Here is a 19,885-nt window from a genome sequence, read left to right as displayed (position 1 = left end):
TCTCCCTCATTTCATCTTATTAAAATATAAGCTCTTTTCTGCATACATTTTGTTTTTTAAACAGGGAAGTAGACTTGAACCCATTAAACTTTCAGAAAGCAGCGACCTGATAAAGAAGCTTAGTCGCACTTATGCGTTAGCGAAAAAAGACTTGCTGATTGGCGAGCGCCAGCTGCCTTTCAATCATTTTCAAATACAGACAAAATAAAAGACCAATGGCAGCTGCCATTGGTCTTGAAATTAGATGCGTTTGGCACCAATGAATTTAGGTTTCCAGTAAGTATTGCTTGTCTTGGAATAAGAGACGCCATAAGAAGACTGGGCATGAAGCATGTTGCCGCCCCCTACATATATGGAAACATGTGTAGGTCTAGACGCTTTATTTGGTGCGAAGAACATCAAGTCGCCTGTAGCAGGGCTGCTGACTTTACTTCCTTTTGTATACATTTCAGCCGCAGTGCGGGGAAGTACTTTGCCTGCTTTTCCGAAGGAATATTTAATCAGGCCTGAGCAGTCAAAACCGCTTGGTGTCATTCCGCCCCAGCGATATGGAGTTCCAAGTTCGCTTTTGGCAACAGAAATTGCCTTTGCCCGATAGTTGGCGGATGGAGCAGGTGCTGCAGTCTTTTTAGCTGCTAGAAATTTTGAACTGGCATATCCAGTTTTACCGGAGGCTTTTACTTTTACTTTTGCCCAGCCCCTTGATTCTGAATAGACAGTGACAGCTGTATTTTTAGGGAGTTTAGCAACAACAGTGGCATTAGGTTTAGTTGAAGGACTTTTACGGACATTTAAGGTTCCAGAGCTGACATTGACATATTTAGTTGTGACCTTTGTGCTAGCGGAAGCTTCACCCGCTAAAGGTGTAACACTTCCTATTATCAGAGCGAGAGACAAAAATGCAATTATTTTCTTCAATTTAGTATTTTACCCCCTGGTGTGATTTGCTAAACCTATTATAAACAAAACTTCATAACGAAAACATCACAGTAATATTACGGTTATGTTACAAATAATAGGAAAGACTGACATTATTTTATTTCATTCGATCTTTAGCCCCAGCATAAAAGGAATGGATTCGTATATATAGAATGATTAAATTCCCTTAAAATGTCATAATTCAGCACTGAGATTTCCATAGGCAGCCATATGCCTATTTTTCATCAGAAGTCCCTGAGGACTGTCTCTATAAATGTGGAGGATAGTCAGCGGGCAGATCCCATTTTACATCGATGCCTGTAGAGATAGACAGCTTAAATAACATTGCGGTCCGGCATCTATGGTTTATACAGGTTTTTTTCCTATTCTTGCCTGATAGTATGACTATAGTACTGAGCTTTCTTTAATGTTATAGAAAATTTAAAAGATTAGTTACAATTATTTTTTTAAAATGTTATTATCAAGAAAATAATGATAGTTGTATATTTAATATTTGAAAATATGAAGCAATGAAAAAATTCCTTAAAAAGGGGAAGAGTTTATGTTTAATGAAAGAGATGCAATAAGGCTCCGGCTTGCCCAATTGATGGAGACAGAGGAAAGGATCATGAAGGAAATCCGCGAGGAGCGCAGAGAAATAATGAATAGGCTGAGGGAGCTTGACTCCATGGACAGCGGGAAGGAGATTGCTTCTCACCGGGATCTGCCGCAAAGGAAGTACTCGCTTGAAGAGTATGCGTTAAGAGAAGCAGGAGATGAAGGGAAAAAGAATGCGCTGGAAACTGATTCAAAGCAGGATGAAGAGGAAATCCCCAAAGGCTATCATAAAAAAACACTCATATTAAGAGATGCTACCTTAAATATCCTCAAAAAACATACCACGGCAGTTCCCCTGATGCAGATAAAGAAGGAAATAGAATCTGCAACAGGCGTTTCTATTAAAAACATTTCTTTATTTATGACAAATTTGGCCAAAAAAGAGAAAAACTTAAAAAAAGCAACACACGGACAATATATGTATGTTGAAAAATGAGGAAAACTTGAGAAAATTTGATTGATATTCATCTTTTTTTCACTTTTTATTGCTTGTTTTAAGGAAAGTTTTCTTGAAAATTGAAAACTTTTACAGCATGTTTGTGATTTTAAATAAATTGACGAAAAAGGCCGCAATTTGATTTATGCTATCCTTAACCTATATTAATCGTAAGGCATGGGTGAGGATATGATATTCAATGAAAGAGCGGCCTTGAAAGAAAGACTGGAACAGCTGGGTTGCTATGAAAAGAAGACTGTAGAGGAAATACATAGTGAAAGAAGGGAACTCCTTCAGAGAATCAAAGAATTGGATCAGGAAGAGTTTCCTATTATCAGGAAACAGAAGCTGACAGCCGGACAGACATACTCACGGCTTGTCTATGTAAAAAAAATATGAATTCCTCCAAGTTCATGAATGAAAACGGCTGCACTCCTGTGCCGCCGTTTTTCTTGTAGAAAAGGGGCGGCGCTAATGTATCATAGGGCTTCCTGCAACTAGGTAAACATCATTTATCTTGCTGGCATTCCTTGTTCCTTACTCCGCTCCACCGCCTTATTGTGTTTGGTTCCTGCTTTTATCCAGGGTCCTTTTCAGGCATGGGCTGCGAGTAAAAAACTCATGTTTTTTTTCTATAATAATTGAATTTTAATTTCAATATTTATTAACTTAAAATTAAAATATAGTTTCTTCCCTAACTCTATTTACTATTGTCAGAATAGACCTTATATTCTATAATTTTAGAATATTAGGTATTTTTTTAGGAGGACCAGATCATGAAGCTTTATATCTCTGTCGACATGGAAGGAATTACAGGCCTGGTGGATCATACTCATGTGGATTCAGGGAGGCATAACTATGAAAGAAGCCGGCATATAATGACTGACGAAGCAAATTACGTCATTTCTTCTGCATTCGACTCAGGATGCACGGAGGTGGTTGTGAATGACAGCCATTCAAAAATGAATAACCTGCTGATTGAAAAGCTTCACCCTGAAACACAGCTGATTACTGGTGATGTAAAGCCCTACTCCATGGTGCAGGGACTGGATGCCACTTTTTCGGGTGCCATATTTGCAGGCTATCACGCCCGTGCCTCCCAGGCAGGTGTGATGTCCCATTCCATGATTTTTGGAGCGAGGAATTTTTGGATCAATGAAAAAGCCGTGGGAGAGCTCGGGTTCAATGCATATGTAGCCGGATATTATGATGTGCCTCTGATTATGGTAGCAGGAGATGACGGGGCGGCAAGGGAGGCGGAAGAGCTAATTCCGGGAATTACGACAGCTGTTGTGAAAGAATCCATTTCACGCTCCGCTGCAAAGACGCTGACACCTGTCAAGGCTGGCAGTCTCCTTAAGGAAAAGACAGCGGAGGCTATTAAGAACCGGGATAACATCCGGCCGCTGAGTCCTCCTGACCGGCCGCTGTTGACTATAGACTTTGCCAATTATGGACAGGCAGAATGGGCAGGGTTGATGCCGGGTGCGGAAATCACTCCAGGTACAACAAGCGTCAGCTTCCAGGCAAAAGACATCCTGGAGGCGTACCAGGCGATGCTGGTCATGACTGAACTGGCTATGAGGACCACATTTTGTTAGGAAGTGAAGGACTATGAATACATACTTTTTAAAGCGGCTTGCCGCCATGTTTATCACCCTTTGGCTGATCATAACGCTTACTTTCTTTCTAATGCATGCTGTTCCCGGCAGTCCACTTACCTCTGAAAAGAACACGAGCGAGGCTGTACAGAATAATTTAAAATCTTTTTACCACCTGGATGAGCCTTTGTATGTCCAGTACGGAGTATATTTAAAATCTCTCCTGACTTTTGACCTCGGCCCGTCCATCAAACAGTCAGCTTTCACGGTCAATGACCTTATAGGCAGGGGCATACCCGTTTCCTTTGAACTGGGGTTCTGGACGCTGCTTACGGCCACTGTCTCGGGAATTCTCCTTGGAGTGACAGCCGCGCTCAGGCATAACGGAATCATTGATTATCTGGCCATGACATTCGCGGTCCTCGGGATATCTGTACCCAATTTTGTAATGGCTACGCTGCTTATCCAGCAGTTTGCGGTCAACTGGCCCATCCTGCCTGTGGCTACCTGGTCCAGTCCAAAGCATATGATCCTGCCAATACTGGCACTTGCCACCGGTCCGATGGCCATCATCGCCCGGCTTACCCGTGCCAGCATGATTGAAGTGCTCGCACAGGATTATATCAGGACGGCTAGGGCCAAAGGACTTTCTCCAGTGAAAATAGTTTTCAAGCATGCACTTAGAAATGCACTGATGCCGGTTGTAACCCTCATGGGTGCCCTTGCCGCTGGTATCCTGACAGGAACTTTTGTTATTGAAAAGATCTTTGCAATCCCAGGGATGGGAAAATATTTCGTAGAAAGCATCAATCAGCGTGATTACCCGGTCATCATGGGGACAACCATTTTTTATAGTGCCGTCCTGATTGTCATGCTGTATTTAGTGGACCTGGCTTACGGAATCATTGATCCGAGAATTAAGCTTGGGAAAAAGGAGGGATAGAAGTGGCAATCAGAAAACAGCATGATCAACCTGCTTCAGCCGCCGTTCCTGATGAATGGTTCGTCCCAAGGGAGAAGAATAGGGGGGAAGAGGAGGCTGTCGTCCGGCCGAGCCTTTCCTATTGGAAAGATGCATGGAGGAGGCTCAGGAAAAACAAGCTGGCAATGGCCGGCCTGATCTTCCTCGCTCTGCTGGCTGTCATGGCGGTTATCGGCCCCTCGCTGTCACCTCATTCAGTCGGGGAGCAGAATCTCCGCAATCAAAACCTTCCGCCCTCTGGTGAATACTGGTTCGGGACAGACAAGCTTGGAAGGGATATGTTCACGAGAGTATGGTTTGGAGCGCGAATTTCATTATTTGTAGGGATTGTGGCAGCCCTTACTGATTTTCTTATCGGAGTCATATACGGCGGTGTATCAGGATATAAGGGCGGCAGGACCGATAATTTCATGATGAGGATTGTAGAGATTTTGTATGGACTTCCTTATCTTTTAGTTGTTATCCTGCTGATGGTTGTAATGGGACCGGGCCTTTTAACTATCATCATTGCACTATCTGCCACAGGCTGGATCAGTATGGCGCGGATTGTCAGGGGCCAGGTTCTCCAGCTCAAGAATTATGAATATGTGCTGGCGTCAAAATCTTTTGGGACAAAAACATCCAGGATTATCCGGAAAAACCTGCTGCCGAATACAATGGGACCAATCATTGTGCAGATTACCCTGACTGTGCCGTCTGCCATATTTGCCGAAGCTTTCCTGAGCTTTTTGGGACTCGGCATTCAATCTCCATATACGAGCTGGGGCATGATGGCCAATGACGGGCTGTCATCTATCCTTACCGGCCACTGGTGGAGGCTGGTATTCCCGGCATTCTTCATTTCGGCAACGATGTTTGCCTTTAATGTGGTCGGCGATGGACTGCAGGACGCACTCGATCCAAGGCTGAGGAGGTAACCACAATGAATGAGGCTGTACTTCAAGTAAAAGATCTTCATGTTACCTTCACCACTTTTGGCGGTGAAGTGAAAGCAGTCAGAGGGGTAACCTTTGACCTCCATAAAGGGGAGACCCTGGCGATCGTAGGTGAATCGGGATGCGGCAAGAGCGTAACATCCCAGAGCATCATGAGGCTTATTCCCATGCCCCCCGGCCGGATAGCAGAGGGATCTATCCTATATAAAGGCCGTGATCTCACAAAGGTTTCGGAGCCGGATATGCGGAAGCTTCGCGGGTCAGACATATCCATGATATTCCAGGATCCCATGACTGCCCTGAATCCGACTCTCACAGTGGGAGAACAGATAACAGAAGGAATCAGGCAGCATAGGAAGATCAGTGCTTCCAAGGCCAGGCTGGCCGCTGTAGAAATGCTTAATTTAGTAGGCATACCAAGTCCGGAGGCCAGGCTTAAGCAGTATCCCCATCAATTCAGCGGCGGAATGAGGCAGCGGATTGTCATTGCGATGGCCCTTGTCTGCGAGCCTGAAGTGCTGATCGCAGATGAACCTACTACCGCACTGGATGTCACCATTCAGGCCCAGATACTGGAGCTTTTTAAGGAGATCCAGAGGAAAACGGCAGTATCGATCATTTTAATCACCCATGACCTGGGAGTGGTCGCACAGGTGGCAGACAGGATAGCGGTCATGTACGCAGGAAAAATAGTGGAAACAGGCAGCAGGCGAGACATTTTTTATAATCCGCAGCATCCTTACACAAAAGGACTGCTCAATTCCGTTCCAAGGCTTGACACAGAGGGAGCGGAACTCATCCCGATCAACGGCTCACCGCCTGATTTATTTGCCCCCCCTGCCGGCTGCCCATTTGCAGCCAGGTGCGATTATGCCATGGATGTCTGTGACCGGCTCTATCCGGATCAGACAGAACCAAACAGCGGACACAGGGTGGACTGCTGGCTTCAGGATGAAAGGGCAAAGGCAATTCTGGCAGCAAGGTAAGAACATATAAATGTATGCTGTAAAAAAAAAGAGGGGGAAAATGCATGAAGAAGCTTTTAACAATGATAATGGCTGCTCTTTTAATCTTTACGATGGCTGCATGTACCGCTAAGGAAAATGCGGGGACGGAATCTAACGCAAATGGCAATAAAGAAAAAGGCGGAGGGAAAAAGGTGCTGAATCTCAATAATGGCACTGAGCCTACATCCTTTGACCCAGCTCAGGGATTCGATGCGGTTTCCTGGAATCCACTGAACAATCTGATGGAAGGACTTACCCGCCTTGACGAATCTCATGAACCAAAAGCAGCGGCAGCTGAAAAATGGGATGTTTCAGGTGATGGCAAGGTTTATACCTTCCATATCCGCAAGGACGCAAAATGGTCTAACGGGGATGATTTGAAGGCTTCTGACTTTGTCTATTCCTGGCTGCGCCTGATGGATCCAAAGACAGGTTCACCCGCTGCTTTTCTTGCAAACTTCATTGAAGGAGCAGAAAGCTATAACTCTGGTAAAGGCAAGAAAGAAGATGTAAAGATCAAGGCAGTGGATGATAAGACATTTGAAGTGACACTGACAAGCCCGCAGGCTTACTTCCTGAGTGTCATTACAAATCCTTGTTTCTTCCCGATCAATGAAAAGGCAGCAACAGAAAATCCTAAATGGTTCGCTGAAGCAGATTCATTTGTCGGAAATGGGCCATTCTCCTTAAAATCCTGGCAGCATGACAGCAATTTTGTCATGGCAAAAAACAAGAATTATTGGGATTCCAAGTCAGTGAAGCTGGATGAAGTACATTGGGACATTATCAGTGATACCAATACGGAATATCAAATGTTCACAACAGGAAAGCTTGATTCTTCCAGTGTACCTCCGGATAACGCAGAAGAGCTGCACAAATCTGGCAAAGTTAAATCATCAGGTCAGGCTGGCACGTATTTCTTCCGTTTTAATGTGACAAAGGAACCGTTCCAGAACCAAAATATCCGTAAAGCTTTTGCCCTAGCTGTGAATCAGCAGGATATCGTCGATTTCGTAACAAAAAATAAAGAAAAGCCGGCCTACGGTTTTGTAGCTTACGGGTTCAAGGATCCAGACGGCAAGGATTTCCGTGAAGCAAGCGGCGACCTTATTAAGACAAATGTAGAAGAAGCGAAATCCCTTCTGTCAAAAGGTCTTAAAGAAGAAGGTTATTCCAAGCTCCCTGAAGTGACCCTTCACTACAGCACAAGCGATACACACAAAGCGATAGCTGAAGCCATGCAGGAGATGTACAAGAAAAACCTTGGAGTCGATGTGAAGCTTGCCAATATGGAAGCGGCTGTATTCACGGAAGAACAGACGGCGCTTAAATTCCAGCTTTCCCGAAGCTCATTCCTCGCTGATTACAGCGATCCGATCAACTTCCTGGAAAATTTCACAACCGGACTTGCCATGAACCGGACTGGATGGAGTAATAAAGAGTATGACAAACTGATTAAAGACGCTAAGTCAGAATCAGACGAAAAGAAGCGTTTTGAGCTCATGTACCAGGCTGAGAAGCTGCTGATGGACGAAGCTCCGATCTTCCCATTATATTTCTATAACAACTCTTATTTACAAAGCGACAAAGTAGAAGGAATTGTACGCCACCCTGTTGGATATATGGAATTGAAATGGGCGGATAAGAAGAATTAATGATTAGAGGGATGTTCGCCTGAACATCCCTCTTTTATAGAGGACTTTTCAGAAGGCTGTATTCCTGACAGATTGTTAGTTTGTGAGAGCCGCTAATTTGTTCAACCGGCTTGTCCAATAGCCAGTATGACTACAATGACAGAATATATAATCGATCAATAAGATACATGAAAAGGAGTGCAGTGTATGTCAATAAAACCAGGGCGCCTTCAAGCTGGGGATTGTGTGGGAATTATCGCGCCGGCAAGCCCGCCGGATCAGGAAAGTCTGCAGCGGTCGCTGTCTTTTCTGGAAGGATTGGGCCTTAAGGTCAAAATGGGCCGGTATGTAAAAAAAGAATATGGCTATCTTGCAGGGGCTGATGCCGAACGGCTCGCGGACCTGCACGAAATGTTCCTTGATGATGAGGTGAAGGCGGTCATTTGTGCCGGCGGAGGTTACGGGACGGCTCGAATTGCATCCGAAATAGATTATTCCATTATTAAAGCGCATCCCAAAATTTTCTGGGGCTACAGCGATATAACTTTCCTTCATACGGCTATCTATCAAAAAACCGGATTGGTGACTTTCCATGGGCCAATGCTTGCTTCTGATATTGGCAAGCAGGACGTGCATCAGGATTCGAAAGCCTCCTTCGAACAGTTATTCAATGATCAAGGTTTTGTGTACTCAGAACAATTCTCCAAGCTTGAAACACTTATTGAAGGGAAGGCGGAGGGACTGATCTGCGGAGGTAATTTATCTTTAATGGCCAGTTCCATAGGGACGCCGTTTGAAATTGATACTAAGGATAAGATTGTGCTTATCGAAGATATCAATGAAGAGCCGAGGGCTGTGGATTCCATGCTGAACCAGCTTTATATGGCTGGCAGGCTGACCGAGTCGGCTGGATTTATGATTGGAAATTTCAACAATTGTGTTTCTGAGAGAAAGCTGTCCCTGTCGCTAGATGAAGTATTGGACCATTACATCAAGCTTGCGGGCAAGCCTTGCCTGAAGGGCTTTCTAATCGGGCATTGTTCGCCGCATTATGCCGTGCCGCTTGGCGTCCATGCGGTGCTGGATACGAGAGACAAGGCGGTTGCCTTTGAAAGCGGGGTTTCTTAACGGCCATAGAGGAGACTGTCAGCCAACATGACTAAAGGGGAATAAACATGAAATTGATTCAGTTAGAAACATACAGAGCCAGGGTCCCGCTTGTCAAGCCCTTTAAGACGGCGCTCAGAACAGTGGAAGCGGCAGACACAATCATCGTTAAGATCACATGTGAAAATGGATTAACAGGATGGGGGGAGGCTCCGCCGACCCACGTCATTACCGGTGAAAGCCTCCAATCTATTGAATCTGCAGTCCATTCGGTATTAAAGCCATACCTGCAGAATAGAAACCTATTAAACTATGAAGCTCTGTTCCAGGGGATGCATGCCCTTATGGTCGGGAATGGAAGTGCCAAAGCCGCTGTGGATATGGCTTTGTACGACTGTCTGTCAAAAAATGCGGGACTCCCTCTTTACCAGTATCTCGGGGGATTCCGTGATGAGGTGGAGACTGACTTTACTGTAAGCGTCAATAGTGCGGCGGAAATGGCCGAAGACGCTGATTCCATCATCCGGCAGGGATTCAATGTCCTGAAGATCAAAGTAGGCAAGGATGCCGATTCAGATCTTGAGCGAATCAGGGAAATTAGAAAAGTTGCCGGAAAAGATGTAAAGATCAGGCTGGATGCCAATCAGGGCTGGTCTCCTAAGGAAGCCATCCGGATCATCCGGAAAATGGAAGACATGGGACTTGATATTGAGCTTGTGGAACAGCCGGTCCCTGCAGCGGATATAGAAGGATTGAAGCAGGTAACAGATGGGGTGGAAACCCTTATCATGGCTGATGAAAGTGTGTTTACACCGCTTCAGGCATTTGAGGTTCTGAAGACAAGAAGTACCGACCTGATAAATATCAAGCTTATGAAGGCAGGCGGCATATATCATGCAGAGAAAATCAATGTGCTTGCGGAAAGCTGCGGTGTTGAATGCATGGTTGGCAGCATGATCGAAACCAAGATTGGTTTAACAGCTGCGGCACACTTTGCAGCCTCAAAAAAGAATATAACGAGATATGATTTTGATGCTCCGCTCTTGCTTTCCTTTGATATTGCCGAGGGAGGAATTGAATATAATGGAAGAAAAATTTCGTTCCCGGAAGCCCCGGGACTTGGAATCAAGGGTCTTTCAGCAGAAGGAAGGGGAAGTCTTTCATGAGTAAATGGGTGGTAAATGTTCCTGCGGCAACTGTCTGGACCCAGCCGGACTCAGCCAGGGAAATCGATCAGAAGGCAGTAACGAATCCGGTCCAGCTGGAAGGCTGGCTGAATGATCTTGACTTTGAAGCAAGACTTGGGCTGTGTAATGAAAATCTTGTGCAGACTCAGCTTCTATTCGGTGAAGAGGTTTTGGTGACCGAAGAAAAAGAGGAATGGGCACATGTTATCTGCATAAATCAGCCTTCCTCCAAAGACAGCAGGGGCTATCCGGGCTGGGTGCCAAAAGTCCAGCTTGCAGAGCTTGAAACATGGGACGCAGGAAATCGTCCGGCTGCTGTTGTCCAGAATAAGAAAGCCGTCCTGAAGCTTGAAACAGTAGAGATTGAGATATCTTATCAAACGGTACTGCCCGTACTCTCGGAAGAAAGTGATAGGGTGACTGTGCAGACCCCGCTGGGTGAAGGTGAATTGCAGAGAAGTGACATAGCGATTTATTCCTCAGTGGACAGCCGGCCAAAAGGCGGCGGAAGCGATATCGCGGCATGCGGAGAACAATTTGCCGGTCTTCCATATTTATGGGGAGGGATGAGCAGCTATGGATATGATTGTTCCGGTTTCACCTATACCATGTGCAAGGCCAATGGCCATATTATCCCCCGGGATGCGCATGATCAGCTAAATGCCGGGGATGAGACAGATCTGGATCAGCTTGAGCCTGGTGATTTATTATATTTTGCCTATGAAGAAGGAAAAGGAAGCGTCCACCATGTGGGCATATATTACGGAGGTGGAAAGCTCCTGCATTCACCGAACACAGGGAAAAGCATTGAGATTATCGATATGGCCGGAACCATCTATGAAAAGGAATTATGTGCAGCCAGGCGTTATGGGAGAGAGACGGAGGAATAATCAATGAATGAGCAGGCGCTGTTGGAAGTCAGAAATTTAAAGAAATATTTCCAGCTCGGGAAAAAGGAAGTATTAAAGGCGGTTGATGATGTGTCCTTCGATATCCTGAAGGGTGAAACCTTTGGGATTGTTGGTGAATCAGGCTGCGGTAAATCAACAGCGGGGAGGACCATTCTGGGCCTTTATAACCGGACTGATGGGGAAGTGTTATTTGAAGGAAAGAATATCCACACACTGAGTGAAAAAGAGAAATTTGCTTTTTACCGGAAAATGCAGATGATTTTCCAGGATCCTTATGCTTCCCTGAATCCCCGGTCGACGGTAATGGAAATCATTTCAGAACCTATGGAGGTTCATGGACTTTTCCGCAATAAAAAGGAAAGATCACAGCGGGTCTATGAGCTTCTTGAAGATGTAGGGCTCAACCGGGATCATGCGAACCGCTATCCGCATGAATTCAGCGGCGGGCAGAGGCAGAGGATCGGCATAGCGAGGGCCCTGGCGCTTGACCCGCAGTTCATCATAGCCGATGAGCCCATTTCAGCCCTCGATGTGTCAGTCCAGGCCCAGGTGGTGAATCTGCTGAAGCGGCTGCAAAAGGAAAAGAACCTTACCTTTTTATTCATTGCCCACGACCTATCCATGGTCAAGCAGATCAGCGACCGCATCGGGGTAATGTATCTTGGGAGCCTGGTTGAACTTGCAGACAGCGGCAGTCTTTATAAAGAACCGCTTCACCCTAATACAAAGGCATTAATGTCAGCCATCCCGATACCTGACCCGGATGTGGAGGACTCCCGCGAAAGAATCATCCTAAAAGGTGAATTGCCAAGTCCGATTGATCCTCCGAGCGGTTGTGTATTCCGGACAAGATGCCCAGAGGCCATGGAGGTGTGTGCCCGCATTAAGCCAAGGTGGCAGGAAGCGGAGGACAGGCATTATGTTGCCTGCCATTTATACAATAGTGAAATCACGGAAGGAAGAGAGCAACTGGAAAAAGCTGCTTCCCGGTGATGGATATGAACATGAGAAAGAATTCCCTGGCTGACTTTGAATCCTGCCTGAAGTCCGCTTCCGAACAGCTGGATGGCAGGATCGCAGCTTATATAGAGATCGACGGGGCTGCAGCCGTGTGTAACGGCGGAGCTGTCATGCCGGCTGCAAGTCTGATCAAGCTCCCTATTATGCTTGCTGCCTTCCGCTTGAATGAGCAGGGCAGGTTCCCGCTTGGCCGCAGAATGAACATCCCCCTTTCACAAAAGGCCGGCGGTGCCGGAGTTCTCCATATTTTATCAGAAGAAACCTCCCTTTCGGTCAAGGACCTGCTGGCCCTTATGATCATTGTATCTGATAATACGGCAGCAAACATGCTCATAGACCTGATAGGCTTCGACGAAATTAACAGGGTGATTCAGGAGGCTGGGCTAAAAGATACTGTGCTTGCCAGGAAAATGATGGATTGGGATGCAAAAAATGAAGGCCGGGACAATTTCACAACAGCCCATGATATGATCATTTGTTTGAAAGCTATTGGGGAAGGAAGCTATCTGTCACCGGAAAGCAGGGCGGAAGCTATAAAAATCATGCTAAGCCAGCAGTTCCAGGATAAGCTGCCTTCCAGAATGAACCTTGAAAAAGTGCAGGCTGCCAATAAGACCGGCGAACTGCCAGGCGTGGAACATGACTGTGGGATTTTCTTCCACGGACAAAGCAGGGCCTATGCCGCCGTCCTGATAGATCGTCTTTTGAATAAGGAAGACGGAAAAGGAGTTATAAGCCGCATCGGCAAGGAATTGTATCAACAGATTACTCTCTAAACAAAAGCTGTCCTGGTTCCAGGGACAGTTTTTTTATGCGGCCCATAACGAGCGGGCGGATGCCCATACAGGTTTTTTATCATTGTCATATATTGTGCTAATAAAGTCCTTACAAATATACTTGATTTTACCTGGAGGTTATATTGTGGATGACAGCCTATTCCGCGGCAGCAGAAAATACAGAAAAAATAGTTACCATAATGGTGTAAGCAGTGAAGCGGCCGATAAACAGAACTGCAGCCTTAAAGATTGTGTATGTAACAAACTGAAGGATTTAACTCCAGGTACCAATGTGTACCTGACAATTGAAGGAGTAACTGCGGGCCCTTTCATTTTTACCAGCATCTGTAAAGATGATTGCTGTGCAGCCTTCATTGAACCGTCTGGTGCATTAGTTACTATTGACATCTGCAAAATTGAGGGATTATCTTTCACACCCGCTCTATAATTCATTTATATGATAAATATCTCTATAAACATATCAGGCTGGTTATGGCCTGATTTTTATATTTTTTTCACTAAACCAGTGGAGCATAACCCCTAAATTCCCTCTGCTCAGGTTATCCATCCATAGCACAATCAGGAAGTATAATCCTACAAAATTATCCAAAGATGTAAAATACTCCACTTCTTATCCGCATTTTCTGATAAAATTATCCATTATAAGAGTAATATTTTACTATATTGACCTAATTATGGAGGAAAACTAGTGGGATCAGAGAGAAACAAGGGAGTTTCAAAATTCATAAAGACAGCTGCAGCAGTGCTGGTGATAGTTTCTTTGCTGCCTCAAAGCGCGGATGTTACAGCTAGGGCTGTGGATCTGAATGCATATTCTACTGTGAAAAATGCCGGTTACGCAGCAGGCCCTGGAGTGGTTCATTCAAACTATACGTTAAAGGGGAAAAATCATATAGAGGCTGTCAATACACTGGAAGTGGATCCTAAAAATCCATATATCAAGCTTCAAACAGTTTCAGGGAGAAACCGGGTGCTCGGACTTGATACGGTCAGGAGCCAGGCGAAGCAGATTGACCGCAGCGGGTACAGAGTGATAGCGGGGGTCAACGGGGATTTTTACAAAACAGCCGCCCCTTATACAGGCCAGCCGATAGGGCTGCAGATTACAAATGGCGAAATCATTACCTCTCCAGGGACATCAAAAAGTGTACTTGGCATAACATCCGGAGGGGAGGCCTATATTGTTCCGGGAGTGAAGATGACTGGCAAGGTCACGGTTTCAGGTGTGGCAGGAAGTAAAACATTAAATGGTATAAACAGGGGTAGAAATAAAGAAACCCAGAAAGACAGCATTTTTCTATTCACGTCTAAATTCAGCTATTCGACTAAAACTTCCGGGGAAGAGACAGAATTCATTCTGAACCCGATCAAGGACTTTCTTGCTCCCGGCCAAGAGCTGACAGCAGAAGTAGAGGGAATTGCCCCCGGGGATGATACGGTCATAACCGAAGGGAAATGGGTAATGTCAGCAAGCGGGAAACAGGCAGACTGGCTGCTTGCAAACCTGGATTCCGGAAGCAAAGTTCAATTCCAAATTACATACAGCGGCGGTATGGACAAGGCGTTTCAGGCCATTTCTGGCGGGGATCTGATGATTCATGATGGCAGGATTACTGAAGAGGCGAAAAATGATGACGCTGAAAGGCATCCCCGCACCTTCATTTCAGAGAAAGGTGGAAAGCTGTATATTACCTCCTTTGACGGCCGTCAGCCCGGGTACAGCAATGGAGTCACCATTGAGGAAGGCGCGTCGTATCTGGCCAAAAAGGGAATGAGGAATGCTATGAATATGGATGGCGGCGGCTCGACCACCTACACCCTCAGGGAGCCGGGGAATAACAATTTGTCTCTTTTGAACAGGCCCTCTGATGGATATGAACGTTCTGTATCCAATAGCCTGATGGTCGTTTCAACCGCACCTCTTGCGCCTTTGGCAAGGATCATTCCTGTTAGGGGGGATTCTATCAAGATACTGGCCAGATCCAAGACTGTCATAGGGCTGAAGGGACAGGATAAGTATTATAATGGAATAACCATCGATTCAAAAAAGATAAGCTGGTCCACTACCAAAGGATTGGGCAGGGTGGATGGAAGCGGTGCGTTTACTGCCGGCAGCCAGGCAGTGAAGGGAAAATTGACCGCACGCAGCGGCAGCATTTCTAAAGTTATAAACATTGAAGTGGTCAAGGAATTGGCAATCCTTTCCATTTCCCCGAAGGATGCTGTCATCAACCCGGGCAGCAGACAGGCATTTACGGCAAGAGGCTATGATAAAACTGGCAGAGAAGTACTGCTGTCTCCTGAACTGTTAAAATGGGAGACAAAAGGGAATATCGGAAAAATAGATTCAAAAGGTATTCTTTCTGCAGGCAGGACTGTGCAGTCCGGAAAAATCAGAGTATCATATGGGAGAATAAGCTCAGAAGTTTCATTAAATGTAGGTAAGGCCCCTGTGGTATTAAACGGATTTGAAAGTACCACTGGAATTACGCCTTCTGCCATAAAGGCAAAAAGTTCAGGCTTGGTACTGACTAGCAGGCCGAATCCGGTAAGGGAAGGAACACATGCAGTTTCGTTAGCTTATGATTTTACAAACCACCCAGGATCATCGGCAGTATATATAAACTTTAAAGGCAAAACCGGTGCAGGCATTGAGATTGTAAGCAAACCGGCAAAGCTCGGATTATGGGTCTATGGGGATAGGGGGAATCACTGGCTCAGAGCTTCGCTCACCGATGGAAAAGGCAAACCTTTTACTGTGGATTTTACTGGCCAGGGAAAGCTTAACTGGGAGGGCTGGAAGCATGTGTATGCATCCATGCCGGCAGGAACAGCGATGCCGGTTAAAATCAAACAGATCTATATCGTCGAGACCAGCAGTGCGAATAAAAATAAAGGAATTCTCTATTTTGACCAGCTTAGGGCCATCTATACAAGCTCTGCGGAGGATGTGACGGGGCCCTCTCCATCCCGGTTCACTCCATCAAATGGAAGCCGTGTGAAAGCGGGCGCAGCAGTCATTTCAGCGGTCATCAAAGACAGCGGGACGGGAGTCGATGCCGGTTCCCTGATTCTTAAACTGGATGGAAAGTCACAGCCGTTTAAATATAATAGCAAGACAGGGGAAGTAATCTATAAACCCGCAAAGTTATTCCCGGCAGGAAAACATACCGTGGAAATCGAAGCTGCTGACAAGGCAGGCAATCCTATGCAGCCCCGCGCCGCATGGAGCTTTACAGCAGCTCCTTAGAGTATAAAACAAGGATCTATTTTAAAACATTGTTGGTTTTTATAAGTTCGGTGAGGTAATTCTATGGCTAAATGAGGTTGATTTCAGCGCAAGGTGCGAAACTCCCGCTTTCGCGGAAGCGGTGCCCTGTGCTGTAATCAACCTTTTTGTAATTTATGCGAAAAAACCTAGAAAAAAAGGAGTGGTTTTTATGATGGAATGGAGGACAAAGGAAGAATTTGGCATCCTTTCCCTTAAGCAAAGGGCTGAATTTACTGATGAGCAGCTGATGGAAAGGCTAGAGAATCTCCTGCCGGGCATGATGGAAAGGCATAAAACCGATATGTGGATCATGGCTGCGAGGGAATATAATGAAGATCCTTTGTTAGAGACTTTTTTCCCCGCAGCAATAGACAGCTCGAGGCGGCTGACTATCCTCGTTTTTTCCAGGACGGATGAGGGAAAGGTTGAAAGGCTGGCCCTTCATCCTAATCCGAAATGGGAGCCCTATTATAAAAGGGATTGGCAGATGTCCAGGGAAACTCAATTTGAGGCGTTGAGCAGAATTGTTATAGAACGTTCCCCCCGGCGTGCAGCCCTTAATTTCTCCAATGTGCATGCCGTGTGTGACGGTGTCACACACTCTCTGTTTAAACAGATAAGGGAAGCCGTGAAAAGCTCGCCTGAAACGGAAGTAATGAGCTCTGAAGCATTGGCAGTGGAATGGCTGGAAACAAGAACTGAAAGGGAGCTTGTAGTCTATAGCCAAATCGCCTGGCTTACGAGGGAAATTGCATCTGAAGTTCTTACAGGTACCATTATACCAGGCAAAACACATACTCAGGATATGGTAGATTGGATCCGGCAAAGAGTGCATGATCTTGGCTTGAAGACTTCCTTCTACCCGACCGTTGATGTCCAGAGGCAGGGGGAAGGGAACACCCGCATGGATACCATCATCCTTCCCGGAGATATTGTTCATCTGGACTTTGGCCTTCATTACCTCGGTCTAGCCACAGATACACAATTGCTTGCTTATGTCCTGAAGCCTGGTGAAACCGAACTGCCGGAAGGGCTCAAGAAGGCCATGTCGATTGCAAACCGGCTAGAAGATATCATTTCTGCGAATTTTGCCGAGGGCAAAACAGGGAACAAAATTTACCACGAGAGCATGGCAGAAGCGGAAGGTGAGGGTATAAAAGCGATGATTTACTCGCATCCAATCGGGGTCCATTGCCATGGCGCCGGTCCGGTCCTTGGACTGTATGACCTCCAGGGAAATGTACCGGTTCGCGGAGAATACCCGGTCAGGGATAAAACATGCTATGCCATGGAATTCAACATAACCTGCTTTGTACAGGAATGGAATCAGGAAGTCACTTTATTCATGGAAGAGTCGACAGCATTTGCTGACGGCAGACTTTGCTTTTTAACATCGAGGCAGACGGAATTTCTTAAGGCATGATGGCAATTCATCCGTGCGCTCAAGGCCGGAAGATTTTTCTGAGTTAGAAAGGAATGAGAAGTGGGTAAATAAAAACTCTAACTGACTTTTAATCTATATAGAGGGGAATCATCATGAAGAAGTTCAATTGGATATTTTTGCCCATCCTGCTGGTCACCGCATTGATTGCTGCTTATATAATGAACCAGCCTGACGAAGAAAAGAATGAAAAGGTGATCACTGCCCTTGGAGATTCACTGACATATGGTTTTGGTGATACAAAGGGCAAGGGATATACGGATGCACTGGAGGAAGAATTGAATGAAGATCATGCCGAAGCTGTTTATAAAACCAAAAGCTACGGCATTGTCGGACTGGAATCTGGAGGACTGCTTAAAAGGCTGGCAGAACCTAAGCTGGCAAGGTCTGTTGCCCACTCAGATTACATCATTATTTTTATCGGTACTAATGATCTTGTCAACAGCACGAAGGAGCGCCATCTCATGCAGCTGTCTCCTGACCGGGCGCGCATTGCCAAAAAAGAGTATCTGGAAAACCTGGATCATATAATAGATGGGGTGAAGACACTGAATGGGGACGTTCCCATCATCCTTCTAGGGTTGTATAATCCATATCCAGAAAGCGGAAGGAAAATTGAACATTATATTGATGATTGGAACAAATCTATTTATACACTGGCCAAACATAAGCGGAATGTCGCCTTTATCCCTACGAACAATTTGTTCAAAGGTAAAGAGAAGGACGAATACTTCTTTGATCCGCTGCATGTTAATGATAAAGGCTATGATATGATTGCAGACAGAATTGTTAAAAATTATCATTTTTAGGGCCCCCTATGTGCGGGGCCCTTGTTGTGTTCAATGCAATGGTGATAAAATGATAGATACATATTTTAACTGCATGAAAGGAATTAACCGATGTGAAAGTCAAGAATACTCTGATTTGGCTGCTCCTGCTGCTGGCCCTGGCAGTCTGGCTTGCATCGTATCTTGGAATGGGAAGGCCCGAATTATCTACGGCCCCTGCTCTTGATGAATCTGATCTTCCGACAAAACTCCATCCCGCTGTAAAGGAAAAGAAAGATAAATTGATCTCCCTTGCAGCAAAGAGGAATATTGAAATGGTTGTGACCGATGATTTCCGCAGTGTGGAGGAGCAGAATGAATTATACGAAAAAGGGCGCAGTGCCCCTGGTAATATTGTCACGCATGTTAAAGGGGGAGAATCCTTCCATAACTTTGGACTGGCCTTTGATTACGCAATAAAAAACAAAGCGGGGCAGGTCATCTGGGATATAAATTATGATGGAAATGGAAATGATAAATCAGACTGGTTCGAAGTGGCTGCCCTTGCCAAGCAAATGGGATTCAGATGGGGGGGAGACTGGGAACGATTCAAAGACTATCCCCACCTTGAGATGACATTTGGGCTCACGATAAATGATCTTCTTAGGGGTGAAAGGCCAGAGGAAGCATAAAATAAGAAAAAGGGAGGTTATCCCTTTTTCTCGGGAGTTCATTAAAGATTCAGTGTCTGGGGAATCTTGTCTTTTAAATTCATAAGCCTTACCGACTCAGGCTTGATTTCAAGTACCACATAGTCGGGATCATCCTTGCCGTCAAACCAATTATCAAAATTATCCTTCCATAATTCATCCTTCAGGCTTTCTTTCGAACTTACCGATGCTTTTCCTTCAATCTCAAGGTAAGCATCCCCGTAACCTTCACCATCATAGCCAAGCAGGATATGCACATATGGATTGTTTTCAATTTCATCTGTTTTTGAGGTTTCTTTGCTTGTTGGCGTGTAAAGTGTCAAACCTTCATTGAAAAAGGTCATGTATCTTGAATGGGGCCTGCCGTCCTGCACAGTAGCAAGCGTGCCGATTTTATTATTCTCAAGCATCTCCATAACCTTGGATTTTAGTTCTTCTTGATTCATTTTCTTCATCTCCTCTTAGTTCAGTCTTTTTATATATTCCTTAATTAAGAAGAAAGTAAACGAGAAAAAAGAATAAGCTTACGTATACAGGGGGAAG

19 protein-coding genes are annotated in these 19,885 nt (G+C 45.4%); 17 read left to right on the top strand and 2 right to left on the bottom strand.

The genetic code is table 11. The annotated features are described in order from the left end of the window. Window positions 1-240 precede the first annotated feature (240 nt). Window positions 241-918 carry a C40 family peptidase gene (locus V1498_RS15890; protein WP_409294652.1) on the bottom strand — a complete coding sequence of 226 codons (678 nt, stop codon included), beginning with the start codon at window positions 916-918 and terminating at the stop codon, window positions 241-243. Between the two features lie 562 nt (window positions 919-1,480). Between V1498_RS15890 and V1498_RS15885 the strand changes: the two genes are divergently transcribed. The 17 genes from V1498_RS15885 (at window position 1,481) to V1498_RS15805 (ending at window position 19,324) form a co-directional block, all read left to right on the top strand. Next, window positions 1,481-1,972 carry a hypothetical protein gene (locus V1498_RS15885; protein ID WP_409294651.1) on the top strand — a complete coding sequence of 164 codons (492 nt, stop codon included), beginning with the start codon at window positions 1,481-1,483 and terminating at the stop codon, window positions 1,970-1,972. A 189-nt stretch (window positions 1,973-2,161) separates the two neighbouring features. Next, complete coding sequence (locus V1498_RS15880) at window positions 2,162-2,371, top strand: hypothetical protein (protein WP_409294650.1); 210 nt, start codon at window positions 2,162-2,164, stop codon at window positions 2,369-2,371. Window positions 2,372-2,748: 377 nt separating this feature from the next. Continuing rightward, a complete protein-coding gene (locus V1498_RS15875; protein WP_409294649.1) occupies window positions 2,749-3,573 on the top strand; it encodes a M55 family metallopeptidase in 825 nt (274 codons plus the stop codon). A 13-nt stretch (window positions 3,574-3,586) separates the two neighbouring features. Next, window positions 3,587-4,516, top strand: coding sequence for an ABC transporter permease (locus tag V1498_RS15870; RefSeq protein WP_409294648.1), 930 nt, complete (start codon window positions 3,587-3,589; stop codon window positions 4,514-4,516). 2 nt (window positions 4,517-4,518) lie between these two features. Further along, a complete protein-coding gene (locus tag V1498_RS15865; RefSeq protein WP_409294647.1) occupies window positions 4,519-5,472 on the top strand; it encodes an ABC transporter permease in 954 nt (317 codons plus the stop codon). Between the two features lie 5 nt (window positions 5,473-5,477). Next, entirely contained in the window at window positions 5,478-6,476 is a 999-nt protein-coding gene (locus V1498_RS15860) for an ABC transporter ATP-binding protein (protein ID WP_409294646.1), read from the top strand. Between the two features lie 44 nt (window positions 6,477-6,520). Then, on the top strand, window positions 6,521-8,152 hold the full coding sequence (locus V1498_RS15855; protein WP_409294645.1) for a peptide ABC transporter substrate-binding protein: 1,632 nt from the start codon (window positions 6,521-6,523) through the stop codon (window positions 8,150-8,152). Window positions 8,153-8,338: 186 nt separating this feature from the next. After that, the gene (locus tag V1498_RS15850; protein ID WP_409294644.1) at window positions 8,339-9,259 is read left to right on the top strand and encodes an LD-carboxypeptidase; all 921 of its coding nucleotides are present in this window, start codon (window positions 8,339-8,341) and stop codon (window positions 9,257-9,259) included. Window positions 9,260-9,306: 47 nt separating this feature from the next. Next, window positions 9,307-10,404, top strand: coding sequence for a dipeptide epimerase (locus V1498_RS15845; RefSeq protein ID WP_409294643.1), 1,098 nt, complete (start codon window positions 9,307-9,309; stop codon window positions 10,402-10,404). Further along, entirely contained in the window at window positions 10,401-11,315 is a 915-nt protein-coding gene (locus V1498_RS15840; protein WP_409294642.1) for an NlpC/P60 family protein, read from the top strand. The genes V1498_RS15845 and V1498_RS15840 overlap by 4 nt, the downstream gene beginning before the upstream one ends. Before the next feature lie 3 nt (window positions 11,316-11,318). Further along, window positions 11,319-12,329 (top strand): ABC transporter ATP-binding protein, encoded by a 1,011-nt coding sequence (locus V1498_RS15835; RefSeq protein WP_409294641.1) that lies wholly within the window; start codon window positions 11,319-11,321, stop codon window positions 12,327-12,329. Window positions 12,330-12,334: 5 nt separating this feature from the next. Beyond that, the gene (locus V1498_RS15830) at window positions 12,335-13,132 is read left to right on the top strand and encodes a serine hydrolase (protein ID WP_409294640.1); all 798 of its coding nucleotides are present in this window, start codon (window positions 12,335-12,337) and stop codon (window positions 13,130-13,132) included. A 145-nt stretch (window positions 13,133-13,277) separates the two neighbouring features. Then, window positions 13,278-13,580 carry a hypothetical protein gene (locus V1498_RS15825; protein ID WP_409294639.1) on the top strand — a complete coding sequence of 101 codons (303 nt, stop codon included), beginning with the start codon at window positions 13,278-13,280 and terminating at the stop codon, window positions 13,578-13,580. A gap of 261 nt (window positions 13,581-13,841) precedes the next feature. Next, window positions 13,842-16,403 (top strand): phosphodiester glycosidase family protein, encoded by a 2,562-nt coding sequence (locus tag V1498_RS15820; protein WP_409294638.1) that lies wholly within the window; start codon window positions 13,842-13,844, stop codon window positions 16,401-16,403. Between the two features lie 190 nt (window positions 16,404-16,593). After that, on the top strand, window positions 16,594-17,847 hold the full coding sequence (locus V1498_RS15815) for a M24 family metallopeptidase (protein WP_409294637.1): 1,254 nt from the start codon (window positions 16,594-16,596) through the stop codon (window positions 17,845-17,847). A gap of 113 nt (window positions 17,848-17,960) precedes the next feature. Continuing rightward, the gene (locus V1498_RS15810) at window positions 17,961-18,674 is read left to right on the top strand and encodes a GDSL-type esterase/lipase family protein (protein WP_409294636.1); all 714 of its coding nucleotides are present in this window, start codon (window positions 17,961-17,963) and stop codon (window positions 18,672-18,674) included. Between the two features lie 92 nt (window positions 18,675-18,766). Continuing rightward, entirely contained in the window at window positions 18,767-19,324 is a 558-nt protein-coding gene (locus V1498_RS15805) for a M15 family metallopeptidase (protein WP_409294635.1), read from the top strand. Window positions 19,325-19,365: 41 nt separating this feature from the next. On the opposite strand, the gene V1498_RS15800 is transcribed toward V1498_RS15805, so the two are convergent. Further along, window positions 19,366-19,788 carry a pyridoxamine 5'-phosphate oxidase family protein gene (locus V1498_RS15800; RefSeq protein WP_409294634.1) on the bottom strand — a complete coding sequence of 141 codons (423 nt, stop codon included), beginning with the start codon at window positions 19,786-19,788 and terminating at the stop codon, window positions 19,366-19,368. Between the last annotated feature and the right edge of the window lie 97 nt (window positions 19,789-19,885).

The sequence above is a fragment of the Paraperibacillus marinus genome (genome assembly GCF_046237605.1).
Lineage (GTDB): Bacteria > Bacillota > Bacilli > Bacillales > DSM-1321 > Paraperibacillus > Paraperibacillus marinus.
The sequence above is the reverse complement of the archived record's forward strand: the minus strand, read 5'-3'. Positions and strand labels throughout refer to the sequence as shown.